Origin of the sequence: Brevibacterium marinum, from assembly GCF_011927955.1 — a bacterium.
Lineage (GTDB): Bacteria > Actinomycetota > Actinomycetes > Actinomycetales > Brevibacteriaceae > Brevibacterium > Brevibacterium marinum.
In genome coordinates this window covers 784,429-796,784 of sequence record NZ_JAATJN010000001.1, presented here as the reverse complement: position 1 = coordinate 796,784, position 12,356 = coordinate 784,429, and the positions used below count along the sequence as shown (strand labels likewise).

General features: G+C 62.2%; 15 protein-coding genes. 5 read left to right on the top strand and 10 right to left on the bottom strand.

Annotated features, from left to right (window positions below; all coding sequences use genetic code 11):
* Window positions 1-89: 89 nt before the first annotated feature.
* Window positions 90-1,127 (bottom strand): LCP family protein, encoded by a 1,038-nt coding sequence (locus tag BKA07_RS03495; protein WP_167949667.1) that lies wholly within the window; start codon window positions 1,125-1,127, stop codon window positions 90-92.
* A gap of 539 nt (window positions 1,128-1,666) precedes the next feature.
* On the opposite strand from BKA07_RS03495, the gene BKA07_RS03490 reads away from it, so the two are divergent.
* The 3 genes from BKA07_RS03490 to BKA07_RS03480 all read left to right on the top strand — a co-directional run bounded on the left by BKA07_RS03490 (window position 1,667) and on the right by BKA07_RS03480 (window position 4,015).
* The gene (locus BKA07_RS03490; protein WP_167949666.1) at window positions 1,667-1,870 is read left to right on the top strand and encodes a cold-shock protein; all 204 of its coding nucleotides are present in this window, start codon (window positions 1,667-1,669) and stop codon (window positions 1,868-1,870) included.
* Window positions 1,871-2,115: 245 nt separating this feature from the next.
* Window positions 2,116-2,760 (top strand): HAD family hydrolase, encoded by a 645-nt coding sequence (locus BKA07_RS03485; RefSeq protein WP_167949665.1) that lies wholly within the window; start codon window positions 2,116-2,118, stop codon window positions 2,758-2,760.
* A gap of 31 nt (window positions 2,761-2,791) precedes the next feature.
* A complete protein-coding gene (locus tag BKA07_RS03480) occupies window positions 2,792-4,015 on the top strand; it encodes an amidohydrolase (RefSeq protein ID WP_167949664.1) in 1,224 nt (407 codons plus the stop codon).
* A gap of 30 nt (window positions 4,016-4,045) precedes the next feature.
* Here the strand turns inward: BKA07_RS03480 and BKA07_RS03475 are convergent, their stop codons facing one another.
* The 3 genes from BKA07_RS03475 to BKA07_RS03465 form a co-directional block, all read right to left on the bottom strand.
* Window positions 4,046-4,789, bottom strand: coding sequence for a GntR family transcriptional regulator (locus BKA07_RS03475; protein ID WP_342448984.1), 744 nt, complete (start codon window positions 4,787-4,789; stop codon window positions 4,046-4,048).
* A gap of 145 nt (window positions 4,790-4,934) precedes the next feature.
* The gene (locus BKA07_RS03470; protein WP_167949662.1) at window positions 4,935-5,510 is read right to left on the bottom strand and encodes a sugar O-acetyltransferase; all 576 of its coding nucleotides are present in this window, start codon (window positions 5,508-5,510) and stop codon (window positions 4,935-4,937) included.
* 94 nt (window positions 5,511-5,604) lie between these two features.
* A complete protein-coding gene (locus BKA07_RS03465; protein WP_167949661.1) occupies window positions 5,605-6,132 on the bottom strand; it encodes an SRPBCC family protein in 528 nt (175 codons plus the stop codon).
* A gap of 99 nt (window positions 6,133-6,231) precedes the next feature.
* Between BKA07_RS03465 and BKA07_RS03460 the strand changes: the two genes are divergently transcribed.
* Both BKA07_RS03460 and BKA07_RS03455 read left to right on the top strand, forming a co-directional pair.
* Window positions 6,232-6,549, top strand: coding sequence for a GNAT family N-acetyltransferase (locus BKA07_RS03460; RefSeq protein ID WP_209043850.1), 318 nt, complete (start codon window positions 6,232-6,234; stop codon window positions 6,547-6,549).
* 62 nt (window positions 6,550-6,611) lie between these two features.
* Complete coding sequence (locus BKA07_RS03455) at window positions 6,612-7,802, top strand: winged helix DNA-binding domain-containing protein (RefSeq protein ID WP_167949660.1); 1,191 nt, start codon at window positions 6,612-6,614, stop codon at window positions 7,800-7,802.
* Between the two features lie 22 nt (window positions 7,803-7,824).
* Here BKA07_RS03455 and BKA07_RS03450 read toward each other — a convergent pair whose 3' ends face one another.
* From BKA07_RS03450 to BKA07_RS03425, 6 genes are all read right to left on the bottom strand, one after another.
* Window positions 7,825-8,163, bottom strand: coding sequence for a LysR substrate-binding domain-containing protein (locus tag BKA07_RS03450; RefSeq protein ID WP_425339315.1), 339 nt, complete (start codon window positions 8,161-8,163; stop codon window positions 7,825-7,827).
* A gap of 17 nt (window positions 8,164-8,180) precedes the next feature.
* Window positions 8,181-8,714, bottom strand: a complete 534-nt coding sequence (locus BKA07_RS03445) for a GNAT family N-acetyltransferase (protein WP_167949659.1) — start codon at window positions 8,712-8,714, stop codon at window positions 8,181-8,183.
* Between the two features lie 685 nt (window positions 8,715-9,399).
* Complete coding sequence (locus BKA07_RS03440; RefSeq protein ID WP_167949658.1) at window positions 9,400-9,627, bottom strand: hypothetical protein; 228 nt, start codon at window positions 9,625-9,627, stop codon at window positions 9,400-9,402.
* A 484-nt stretch (window positions 9,628-10,111) separates the two neighbouring features.
* Window positions 10,112-10,285, bottom strand: coding sequence for a hypothetical protein (locus BKA07_RS03435; protein ID WP_167949657.1), 174 nt, complete (start codon window positions 10,283-10,285; stop codon window positions 10,112-10,114).
* Between the two features lie 119 nt (window positions 10,286-10,404).
* Window positions 10,405-11,037 (bottom strand): response regulator, encoded by a 633-nt coding sequence (locus tag BKA07_RS03430; protein ID WP_425339314.1) that lies wholly within the window; start codon window positions 11,035-11,037, stop codon window positions 10,405-10,407.
* Window positions 11,038-11,042: 5 nt separating this feature from the next.
* Complete coding sequence (locus BKA07_RS03425) at window positions 11,043-12,263, bottom strand: sensor histidine kinase (RefSeq protein WP_167949655.1); 1,221 nt, start codon at window positions 12,261-12,263, stop codon at window positions 11,043-11,045.
* Window positions 12,264-12,356 lie beyond the last annotated feature (93 nt).

Sequence of the window (12,356 nt, the reverse complement as noted above, 5' to 3'; positions counted from 1 at the left end):
TGGGCTGATTCTCTTCGCTGATTCTCTTCGCGAACACCCGGCGGATCCCCGAGTTCGACCGTCACGAGGAAATCTTCGAGGCTGACGGGTCAGTCGACGAGGTGGTCGATCGGCTGGTCCGAGGCGATGGCGGTGAAGACGGTGTCGGCAGACGGAGATTTGACGACTCGGTTCGCGTTGTCCGGAGCCGCCTGCCACGGCATGATCGCGAAGGTGATCTCGCTCTCCGGCACCGAGGACACGGTCGAAGCCAGAGAGCCGAGGGACGAGACCGAATCGAGGTCCTCATCGACGCGCAGCGACGAGGTCACGGCGTCGAGGAAGCCGTAGAGGCGGTCGGGGCGCGAGAGCACCTCGGAGCTCTTCGCCCGGTCGATGATGGATTCCATGACCATCTGCTGGTTGTCCATGCGGGAGATGTCGCTGCCATCGCCGACGGCGTGCCTGGTCCGCGCCAGGGCCAGGGCCTCGGTGCCGTCCAAGGTCTGCTCGCCAGCCGGCAGATCGAGATTCGCCTTGGGGTCGACCAGGGCATCGTCGAGGTCGACGGAGATTCCGTCCAGGGCGTCGACGATGGTGGCGAAGCCGTCGAAGTTGACCTCGATGAAGTGGTCCACGCGGACTCCGGTGAGCTCCTCGGCCGCGGAGACCGAGCAGGCCGGGCCCTGATTGAGTGCCGAATTGATCATCGTCCGCTGGGCCGCCGAAGCGCCGGAGCCGGTGTCCTGGCAGGCGGGCATGTCCATCATCGTGTCGCGGGGGATCTGGACGGCGTCGATGCGGGAGGAGTCGTCGGAGATGTGGGCGAGGATCATCGCGTCGCTGCGCGCACCATCGCCGCTGCCGTAGTCCTCGGTGCCCAAGGCCCGGGTATCGGAGCCGAGGATGAGGACGTTGAGTTCGTCCGTGATCTTCTCGGGCGCTTCACCGTCACCGGCACGCAGCGGAGAGGACGCGATGTTCGACGACAGGCTCTGCATGACGGAGACGACCGTGACCGGCACGGCGATGATGAGGATCGCGGCCGCGGCTGCCACTGTGCGGCGCCGACGGTACTTCATCGCCAGCCGCCGCTGCCGTCGTGGACCGAGCTGCTGATGGTCAGGACCGGCTTCGGGGTACTGCATAGAGTGTCACTTCTGCGTCGGGGGCGGATTGCATACAATCCTAAACATGATTTCTCCGAACTTTCTGGCACCGATGGCCCAGACACTCTGTTAGAGTTGAATTGTTCTCGTACGAGACCGTGCGGAGCGTATGGTGCCGCAGGCGTAGGTAGATTCGCTTGGCGTCGTGCTGTTGCCTGTTGGCGCGTGTCTACCGTCCGCGCCTCTCATATACTTCTGACTTTTCCATCCAGTCGTTCTTCGACTTCCATCCAGCACCTTCGGGTGCATTATCGATACCGATCGTCCCCGCTTTCGCCTGAGACAAGGACTCTTCACATCAGCACGAATTCCGGAATGTCGGTTTCTCCCCAGTTTTTCGTTGGATCTGCGTTCAATGCGCAGTCCCTCCAGCGAGAAGTCACACAGTCAGACGATCAACCGGTCGGCACCGTCGACCAACCCTGATCTCGGTCGGTGTGAACAGCCGGGCCTGCACAAGGGTCCGACCATCAAGACCGCTCCGGTGGTCACCAGTTAAAAATAAGGATACAAAGATTATGGCTACAGGTACCGTGAAATGGTTCAACTCGGAAAAGGGTTTCGGATTCATCCAGCCTGACGATGGTTCGGCGGACGTCTTCACTCACTTCTCTGCGATTGAAGCAACCGGCTACCGCGAGCTCACCGAGGGTCAGAACGTCGAGTTCGACTCGGAGATGGGCTCCAAGGGTCTTCAGGCCACCAGCGTTCGTGCCCTCTGAGAAACGCGTGACTCTTCGGAGTTGACTTCAGTTTCACCAAAAGCGTGTGTTCGCGCTTGGAGCTTGTGTTCGTCACCTGCTCCGAGTTCGATCGCACGCTTTTCGGCGTTCCGGGGGCGATGCTCCCGTGAGTCGGCGACCTCCTGCCGAACAGCAGTGATGGCCGGCCCCCGCGGCCGCAGATGACTGTCGCGCTCAATTGCTAAGGTGAGACCGCCGACCCTCATAGAACAGGTGATTCCGCCATGCCAGAACCGACCGACCCCCGCCCCACCACCGTCGTCTTCGACCTCGGCAACGTCCTCGTCGGATGGGACCCGTCAGGGCCGCTGTCCGATCGCATGACCCGTGATCAGTGGAATGACTTCGCCGCCGAGGCGGGCTTCCCCGAGTTGAATGCGCTGGCCGACAGCGGAGTGCCGATCACAGAGATCGTCGCTCGAGCCGCCGGGTCCGATCCCCGCCACGGTGAGATCGTCGAGCTCTACTACGACCGGTTCCCCCGGTCGCTGACAGGTCCGATCGACGGCATGGCCGAGGTCGTCGACGATCTCAGGGACTCAGGCATCCGCCTCCTCGGGCTCTCCAACTGGTCGTCCGAGACCTTCCACCATGCACCCCAGGTCGCACCGGCGATCGGGGAGCTCGAGGACGTCGTCGTCTCGGGACGCGAGGGTCTGACCAAACCCGACCCGCAGATATTCGAGCTCCTGAGACGACGATTCGATCTCGACCCCGCGCGCACGGTCTTCGTCGACGACCTGCAGAAGAACGTCGATGCCGCCGAGCGCCTCGGCTACATCGGTCTGCTCTTCACGGATGCGACTCAGCTGCGCAACGACCTCGGCAGCCTCGGTCTCCTCACGGGCCCTGCGAACGTTGACGGCTGAGGACGAGCACACTCGAGGACGAGGAGACGTGATGACGAGCACCGACTTCCTGGACGGCATCGGCTCTCAGCTGGACTGGCAGCGCGATCTCTACAAAGACTTCCACCGCGAACCCGAACTCGGGCTCGCCGAGCACACCACCTCGGCGCGCATCACCTCCGAGCTCACGGCCATGGGGCTGGAGGTCGAGCACATCTCTGCAACGGGCCTCGTCGCCGTCCTCGACAACGGTGACGGGCCCACGGTTCTGGCCAGAGCCGACATCGATGCTCTCCCGGTAACCGAGGACACCGGCCTCGACTACGCATCCACGGTCAACGGCGTCATGCACGCCTGCGGACACGATATGCACATCACCGCCCTCCTCGGCGCCGTCCGACTGCTCCATGAGAACCGTGATGCCTGGTCAGGCACGTACATCGCACTGTTCCAGCCGTCGGAGGAGGATGCCGCCGGCGCCAGGGCCATGCGCGATGACGGGCTGACTGCGAAGATCCCCACACCGGACATCGCCTATGCCCAGCACGTGATGCCCATGCCCACCGGCACCGTCAATACGAAGGCCGGACCCGTGCTCTCGGCCGGGGACTCCGTGAAGATCACCGTGTTCGGTCGCGGAGCGCACGGATCCATGCCGCACCTGTCCGTCGACCCGGTGGTGCTGGCCGCCACGATCGTTCTGCGTCTGCAGACCATCGTCTCGCGGGAGACCGATCCGGGCGAGTTCGCCGTCGTCACCGTCGGGGCATCGAACTCGGGGTCGAAGTCCAACATCATCCCCGACCGGGCCGAGCTCCTGCTCAACCTGCGCACCTACGACATGGACGTCCGCGATCGGATCATCGCCTCCATCGAACGCATCGTCGAAGGCGAGTGCCGGGCCGCGGGGTCCCCGAAGGAGCCGACCTTCGAGTACTACGACCAGTTCCCGCTGACGGACAACGATGAAGATGCCAACGACACGGTCACCAAGGCCTTCGAGGACTACTTCGACGAGGGGGTCGTCCTGCCGGCGACTCCCGCCACCGCCTCGGAGGACTTCAGCGAGATCCCCGACGCCTTCGGCATTCCCTACGCCTATTGGATGATCGGATCGACCGATGCGCAGAAGTACGAGCAGGCCGCCGAGGCGGGAACCGTGAACACGGACATCCCGGCCAATCACTCACCCCAGTTCGCTCCGGTCATCGACCCGACCCTCGAAATCGCCACCAAGGCGCAGGTCATCGCGGCCCTGTCGCAGCTGGGAACCTGAGCGACCCCCACAGGACCGGAAGCCGAGAGGTCAGCGACCGGTGACGAAGTGGAACTTGAAGTCAGTGGGACGATGGATCGCCGAACGCCATCCCAGGGCGTTCCCGCCTCGGTCGTAGAACACCGAATCGATGAGCAGCACGGGCTCGCCGAGTCCGATTTCGAGCGTGTCCGCCGGCCCCTGGACGGCCTGGGTCGCCGAGGCCTCGTTCTCCGCCCGTGCGACGGTGATGCCGTACCGGCTCTCGAGGATGTTGAAGACCGAGCGCTCCTGCTCGAGCTCTTCGACGGTGGTGACGAAGTCGGCTGGGACCTGGATGTAGACCTCATTGCCGGACAGCGGTTTGCCGTCGACGAAGATCCGTCGGTGGAAGTGCAGCAGTGATTCACTCTCTGCCGAACCCAGCAGACGCTGCACCTCTTCGGGAGGAACCGCGCGTTCGAGCCCGGTGACCTCGGAGGTCGGGTGCAGACCGCGGTCGATGAGGTAGTCCTGGAAGGCTCCCGGTCTGATGTCCGCAGGCCGGTGCACAACCTCTCCTGGGATGGGGAACGTTCCCTTTCCCTGCATGCGGTAGACATATCCCTCGTCGGCAAGCTCCTGCAGCGCCTGCCGAATCGGAGCGCGACTGACGTCGAAGCGTTCGAGCAGGAGCGCCTCGGTGATGGGAGTCTTCTCGTCGACGACGCCGTCTGAGATCTCCGTGCGCAAGATGTCTTTGATCTGACGATAGAAGGGGACCCCCGAAGAGGGATCGATTTCGCGAACAGACACGAGTTCCCTCACCCCTCTCCATGGTTCCTCATCGACGGACAACTCTCCATACTGCCACATCGGCGAGTCCTCGCTCGAGGGGACCGGTTCGTCGGACGACCAAGGGAACGACATGGACACGCAGAAGGGCGGCGCGACCTCGAGTTCAGGCTCGGTCGTTGACCGATCGCACCATGCGTGCTGGTGAGCCGACCACGACGGTTCCTCCACGCACATCCTTGGTCACGACAGAGCCCGCTGCGACCACCGAGTCATCGCCGATGCTCACACCGGGCAGGACGGTCACGTTCGACCCGATCCACACGTTGCGCCCGATGATGATCGGCGCCGGATGCATGTCGGCCCGACGCTCCGGGTTGATGTCGTGGTTGAGGGTCGCCAGAACCGTGTTGTGGCCGATGAGACTGTCGTCGCCGATCCTGATCCCGCCCTGGTCCTGGAAGCTGCATCCCGAATTGATGAAGACTCGTCTGCCCAGCGTGGTGTTCTTCCCGAAGTCGGTGTGGAACGGCGGGAACATCGTGACGGTCGAGTCCACCGACTTGCCGGTCAGCGAGGCCAGCAGCTGCCGGACCTCGTCGGGCTCCCGATACGAATTGTTGAGCTCGGCGGTGATGTGAAGCGCCTCCTGGCTGGTGCGGTGCATGACCGCGTGCAGGGGTGAGTCGCTGAGAATGGTTTCACCGTTGTTGAGTGCCTTGAGCAGATCCTTGAGTTCCATACCGCCCATCCTTTCGTGTTTCCGGCCATCCTGCATTCTCGGCTGGAAACACGCTCACGGTGTGAGAAGGACCGTGATCACCTCGCGCTTGTCCTCATCGGGCGGGCGAGGACCCCGTCCCGTCCGAGTCCGCGAATTCGTCCTTCATCGTGGTCAGCGTCCTGTGGATGTTCAGCTTCTGAAAGTCGGCGAAGCTTCTGCCTCGGGTGAGCACACGGTCGACGATCGCCGCCGCCCAATCCGGCCAGCTGGTGCGGTCGTCGTTCCAGGTCTCGGTGACTCGGGTGCGTCCGTCGATATTCTCGAACTCGTAGACCCAGGTGGCGATGCTTCCACCGAGCTTCGGCGAGCCGGCACCGATCTTGCGCACGTGGAAAGCGAACCGTTCTCCCGGTTCCGAGGCGGTGACGACGCATTCGGTGACCCACGCCGCTCGGCCGCGACGGTTGCTGCCCTCGAAGACTTCGCCCACCTGCAGAGGTCGTGCTTCTGCGGGGGTGTGCGCACCCGTGTTCTCCGGGCTCCAGCGCGACATCTGCGTCGGATCGGCCACCTGTTCCCACAGAGTGTCGGCGTCGACGTTGACCATCATGCTGTCGCTGACCTGCATCGTGCGCTTCATCGGAATCCCTTCCTCGGTTTCGTCCAGCCTAGGCGGTCGGGCGGGAGTAGGCTGAATCGCATGCCACCGAATGAGACGTCCCGCTTGAGATTCCGAGCGATGTCAACGAACGATCTCGACGAAATGGCGAACCTCCTCGGCGACTGCGGTCTCACCTGGCAGATGCTGAATGCGACGGCCGAACTGGAGGTCGGGTTCCATGTGAAGACATCGGCTCAGTACTTCGGATTTGCCACCGAGGCGGCCATTGCCTGCCGTGAATACGCCCGTTCACATGCACTGGCATCCCGGTTGGTCTCGATCATCCATCGGGACAACCGGCCCTCACAGCGTGTGGCGCAGAAGACCGGCATGAGCCTGGATCGCTCGCTCACGCATTCGTCGCCGGTCCATGACGTCTATTCGATGGACTTGTGAGTACTCGATGGACCTGGAAGTTCGGCGAAGTGCCGCCGAGCTTGCCACGTTAGCCTGGACATATGAGCGTGGAGGTCACGCGGGACGAGGTCATTGCGTTCCGTCTCGAGGCACAGAACCTGAACCGGCGTATGGCCCGGCAGTCTCTGGTCGATGCCACCGGGATCTGCGGTGTTCAGAACAGCCCATCCGGTTCAGCTCTGCTCGCTCTCAATGCTCGGGTCTCCGGTGTCACCCGGGAAGCGCTGGACAATGCGATTTCCGAGGACAGAAGCCTGGTCCAAAGCTGGTGCATGCGCGGTGCGCCGTTCTACTTTCCGACAACCGACCTTCCGGTTTTCACGACCGGTGTCCTCCCGCCCGACGACAGTTCTCGGCGCCACTTCATCCTCGGTGTGGAGCAGTCGCTCGACGAACTGGGGATGCCCCTCGCCGAGGTTGTCGACCGGATCCGGGACAAGATCGGATCCGTGTTGTCCGGTCGCAGACTGACCGTCAATGACCTGGGAACGGAGCTCGCTGAGCAGATCGCTCACGATCTGCCGAAGAGCCAACGCAACAGCTGGGAGCAGGAGGGGCCATATGCCAAGGGCCAACCTCGCGGAGAAGGTGTCGTCCATTTCTGTCTGCGCATCCTCACCTTGCAGAAGGTTATCTGCTTCGCGCCGCGAGAAGGGAACAAGGCACCGTTCGTACTGCTCGATGAGTGGCTGGAGATCCAGAGGCACGAGATGGGCCCAGAGGACGCTCGGGCCGAGCTCCTCCGTCGCTACCTGCACGCATATGGGCCGTCCACTCGTGGGGACTTCGCCTCATGGCTAGGTGTGCGGTCACGCGAAGCCGAGTCATGGTGGAACCTGCTCGAAGATGAGATGACCGAAGTCGACTTCGGTCGCCGAACCTGGATTCTCACGGACGACCGAGATGCGCTTCGGTCGCCGCGGACTCCAGCTGGTGTCCGACTGCTTCCGCCACGCGATCCTTATATCCAAGGGCGTGATCGGGAGACGATCATCGACAAGGAGTTGCATCGCGATGTATTCACGACCGTCGGTGACCCGGGGACCGTGCTTGTCGACGGCAGAATCGTCGGCATATGGCGAGCGCGCAAGAAGGGGAAGAAGTTGAGCATGTCCGTCACAGCGTTCGAGACGGTATCTGCTCGAGCCAAGAAGGCAGTGGAATCTGAGGCCGACGAGGTGGCGAGCCTGCGGGGTGCCGCGTCCGTTGAGGTCGACTTCGGTTCCTACTGATCGGAGCTGAATTGACGTCCCGTCAGCGTACGCCGCGACCCATCAGTGCCTCACCATGGGCGACGGTCTGATCCCGCAGGGCCTGGACGACGGCGGCGACGGCCGGTCGGCGCATCGAATCGGTGACCGGAGTTCCGTTCTCGGCCAGGTAGTCCCGTGAGGCGTACATGTCCAGCCCTGATCTCTGCTGCAGGGCCTGTCGCGTCACGGTCACGATCTCCACGCTGAGACCGGGGTGCCGCCGTCGCAGTTTCCCCACTGCCGGAGCCGCCACGTAGGCGCTGAACCCATCCGTGGCTGTCATTCGAACCACTCCGGTGATCGGGTCGGGGCCGCGCCTGGGATCGCCGAGGCTGTTCATCAATGCGCACGCTGTGGTCAGAAGCGGTCGAATGGACTCGCGTACTGGAACGGCCCACCCTGATCCTCATAGTCCGAAAGCGTGCGGACCTGAAAATAGTCGCCCCAGGCCGGGTCCGGGGAAGTCACTGCGGTCGTCGATGCTGGGACGAAACCGAAACGTCCGTAATAGGCGGGATCTCCGAGCAGGCCGACTACTGTCTCACCTCTGGCATCGGCTGCCCCGAGCACCGCATGCATCAGGGCCGAGCCGACACCGGCTCCCTGCCGCTCAGGAAGAACACTGATCGGACCGAGGCCGAGAGCCGGACATGAACCTACGTGCGCCCGTGTCGCCACGACGTGCCCGATGATCTCGTCGCTGTCGAGAGCGACAAGCGAGAGCTCGGGGATCCACCCAGGATCGGACCGCAGCCAGGAGATCAGGGTCGCCTCGCCGGGATCTCCGCCCGGCTCCGCCGGCGGAGCGCTGTGCTCCGCTGCGCGAAATGCGGCTGCCGTGACTGCGCGGATCGCTTCAGTGTCGCCTGAACGTTCTCGTCTGATCAGCATACGTAGTGAGCCTACCGTGTGCCGGTGCGCATACTCACGTTCTGCTGGTGTGACCCCGGGCTTCCGGTCCAGCCGTCGGCCGGTGAGAACTCATCGCCGCCCACAGCCGTCGCCCACACCACGCCCGCGTACTTTGCACAAAACCGACACTGCGGTGATCACCGTGCAAATTCCGGGGGCCGGGCCTGCGCGGATTGGAACCACCAGGAGTTGGCGTCAGCGACGTGGAGAAGCTTCAAGTGCGAACAACAAGAACCCACGAGAGGATGAAAAATGGTCAAAACCATCCGGATAATGCTCACAAGCTTCTGGTAACGGCTGTGGTTCGGTGATGCTTGTGACGCGGAAGCCGGACGAAGAAATCGCAGCCGCATCCGATGTCAAGGACCTGACGATCCGTAACGTTCCCGAGGAGGTCGAGCATGGCTGGCGGCTCACAATACGCGTTTGTGAGACTGCCGTCATTCTCTGCCGAGCAGGTTGCGGCGAAGGAGTCGTAATTGTTCACCCGCCGTGTATCTGCCTCTCTTGGTGTTGAGTGATCGGGTCGATTCGTCACAGGTTCGATCCATTTCGCCTGCACGGCTGTGGCAGATCGGTTGTCCACCTTGTACCGCCGAATTCCCGTAGCCCAGAAGGAGAACTTCGGCTACGACAGGGAGCGGGGTCGACTGAACAAGCGACGCTATATGACCGCAGTCTCGACCGGTACGTCAAATCGATAGATGAGCGGTTCGCCGTTGTTCAGACCGACGAACACGGGGCGACCGACAGGTGTGTACCCGGCCCTCCACGTTTCCTCCATAGCTTCGTCATCAAGCTTCACGATTCTCTCTCCACGCTGGTAGACAGACTGAATTCGCTTGGCCTCGATCTGATCGGTTGCGGCAATTTCAATTCTGAGCATCGGCATACGACGACCGTAAGTCACTACTCCCTGACAATTCCCGTGGGATGAACCTGAGCAATCTCTGAGACGTCCTTCGTATCGAGAGCCCTGCGGCCGGGATCATAGTTCCATAGACGCTCGTTCCGTTTGCTCGACCTCCTCCCTCGTTGAGAGGCAACATATCGTGAGCGAGCAGTTGCGAGCGCGTATCGCCCGTCTTTGCAACGCTGGCATCCCTATTGAAGCCGCCATAGCCTTGTCGGCTCTCTCTTATCGTTGAAATATGAGCATTAATCAGGATCAGATCAACAACTATCTCGACCGCTATGCAGCTTCCCTGAGCAGTTTCGACGCCGAGACCGCGGCGGGCTTGTGGGCGACTCCTGGCGTAATCGTCGACGACCGGCTCTCGGGGGTTGCCGAATCGAGAGACCAAATGGTGCAGACATTGGAGCAGTCCTATCCCCTGTACCGGAAACTCGGACTCGCCTCTATAGGGAACGAAGTGCTAGACGAGAACCATCTCACGAACAATCTCGTTCTCGTTCAAGTCCAGTGGAAGTTTTTCGACGATAAGGGCGAACTGCTCACCGACAGCAATACCTATTATCTGCTCCGTGCCGAAGATGAGGGCCTCCGTGCGACCGTCTGCATCCAAACCGACGACCTTGAAAAGCTCCAAGCCCTCGCAACTTCACGGGGAATAGATCTCTCCCTCCCGCAGAATAGACTCCGGTCCCACCGCTGGAACTGCAGAGTCACCGCTGGGCCCTTGAAGCAAACCCAACCCAAAATAACTTGTCAGCTTCGCAAGTATTCAAGAACCGCGGCTACTCGACGGTGTTCGTCGCCGGTTGTGGAGAGCTCGAGCTTGGCGAAGATGTTGCCGATGTGTTTATTGATGGCTGCATCGGTAACCACGAGCTCACGTGCGATTGCTGCGTTGGAGCGTCCCTGAGCCATTTGGTAGAGCACCTCACTCTCCCGCGCAGTCAGACGGGCCAGAAGGCTACCACGCTGAACGAGTAGTTGCCGGATAACATCGGGATCGAAAACTGTTCCGCCGGAGGCAACTTGCTCGGCGGCGTCGACGAAGTCGGTGACCGCTCCGACACGGTCCTTGAGTAGGTAGCCGACTGCCCTGCCGTCTCCGGAGTCGAGAAGCCGCATCGCATACGACTTTTCCACGTATTGACTGAGGACGAGCACCGGCGAGCCCGGGGTTTGTTGGCGTAGGTCGAGGGCAGCCCGGAGCCCATCGTCGTTATGGTCTGGAGGCATACGTACGTCGGTGATGACCAGCTGGGGTTCTTCACGTTTGGCCGCTTTTGCGAGGTCGCCGGCGTTGTCGACGGAGGCGCACACATCGTGACCGAATCGCTCGAGCAATGTGATGAGCCCATCGCGCATCAACGCCGAATCTTCGGCAACCACAATCCTCACCGGCACGGCACCTCCGCACGCAGGAGAGTGGGTCCTCCGGCGGGACTGGAGATTTTCAACCGCCCTCCTTGGACTGCGAGGCGTTCGGCAATGCCGATGAGTCCTGTACCTGCGGAAGGGTCGGCTCCGCCGCGACCGTCGTCTCGGATTTCGACGACGAGGCGACCGTCGTGCTGTCGTCCGATCACCGTGGCGTTGTTGGCGTTGCTGTAGCGGTCGACATTCGTCAGTGCCTCGCTGATGACGAAGTACATTGCCACCTCAATCGATACAGCCACACGGTCGAACAGGTTGAATTCGACGCCGACCGGTGTCGCGCAGCGGGACGCGATATCCTCAACTGCCGCCGCTAGTCCGTTGTCAGTAAGCACCTGGGGCTGGACGCCCCGAGTCAGGTCGCGAAGCTCGCCCAGCGCCAGGCTGACCTGCTGGTGCAGCAGCTCGAGTTGCTGACCTACTGGGGAGCCCGGGGTAGCATCGAGACGCAACAATCCTATCGATACGCCCATCGAGGACAGACGTTGTTGAACTCCGTCATGCAAGTCGCGTTCAATGCGCGTTCGTTCGTTGTCGAATGCCTGCACCAGCCGTGCCCGTGACCGGGTGACCTCGGTCAGGGCTGCCCCGACTTCTTCGTCACGAGCAGAAAGCATTGACCGTGACAATGCTGCTCTCGCTGCTGCCCAGGCCGTGATGATGTAGGGAGCAGTGCAGAGAAGCGCCAGACCGATCAAAACCCACGGCCAAGCATCCGGATCGTTGGTCGGCGCGCCAAAGCAAAACACCGGCAACACTAAGGCGAAGGCAAGTACTGCCGCATCGACGAACCACAACGAGGTGGCCGAGACTATCGCGAAGGCGAGCTCCCGCCACGTCGCCTGCTCTCGCAGCCGCGCGAGAATCCACGCTCGAGCCCCTGGCTCGCAAAGCGTGCGGTGTGGGTCTTCGATGCCGTTCGTGTCGACCCACTGGGTGCGGCGTCGCTCGAGGCGAGCAACGACGACTCCGGACAGGGCGAAGCCGATCAGGAACACGATGCCGATGACTGCTACCGCAGAGACCAGTCCTGCGGCGAGTAAAGCCGCAAGGGATGGCAACGTGATGACTCCGATCACGACTCCCGAGGCGAGGTACACCAGCGACTTCAAGGGCCAGGGCGAGCTCACGAAGTGCAGTGGCCGCAGGGCAAGGGCCTGCCAAGCGGTAGTGGGCGACATGAACCCTATTGTAGGCGTTGCCAAACGGATTATCGGTAGTGCTGGCACTACCAAGAAGTCTCCTTCTCGTACCCGTGACCGCGCTCGATTCTC